This window comes from Pseudomonas sp. P20 (genome assembly GCF_016463925.1).
Classification (GTDB): domain Bacteria; phylum Pseudomonadota; class Gammaproteobacteria; order Pseudomonadales; family Pseudomonadaceae; genus Pseudomonas; species Pseudomonas aeruginosa.
In genome coordinates, this window is the sequence record NZ_JAEMVM010000112.1 from 1 (window position 1) to 459 (window position 459).

At 56.6% G+C, this 459-nt stretch carries 1 pseudogene; it reads left to right on the forward strand.

From position 1 onward, the window contains the following. Nucleotides 1-25: 25 nt before the first annotated feature. Nucleotides 26-459, forward strand: a pseudogene (locus JHD77_RS32010) (transposase); the annotation flags it as partial.

Genomic DNA, 459 nt, shown 5'->3' on the forward strand with positions numbered 1-459 from the left:
GCAGACGCCGTAAGGAGGCTCCGCGATGCCTAGGCAAGGGCGAGTGGTTTTACCGAATTATCCGCTTCACGTGGTCCAGCGGGGACACAATCGGCAAGTGGTATTCGCCGAGGACGAGGACTACCAGCGTTACCTCTCCGATCTACGGGACCTCAAGGATGCCTTTGGTATCAAGGTCTACGCATTTTGCCTGATGACCAACCATGTCCATCTGCTCTTGGCGCCTGGTGATTCGCTGTCTGGCTTGGCGCAACTGATGAAAACGCTGGCGGCGCGCACGACACGATATCGGAATCGCTTGGAGGGCCGTTCCGGAACGTTGTGGGAAAGTCGCTATAACTGGCGTGTTGCCGGTACATCGAACTGAACCCTATTCGGGCGCGGATGGTGGACGATGTGGCGGCCTATCCCTGGTCAAGTTATGGGCTGCAGAGCATAAAGGGGGCAGATTTATTTTCC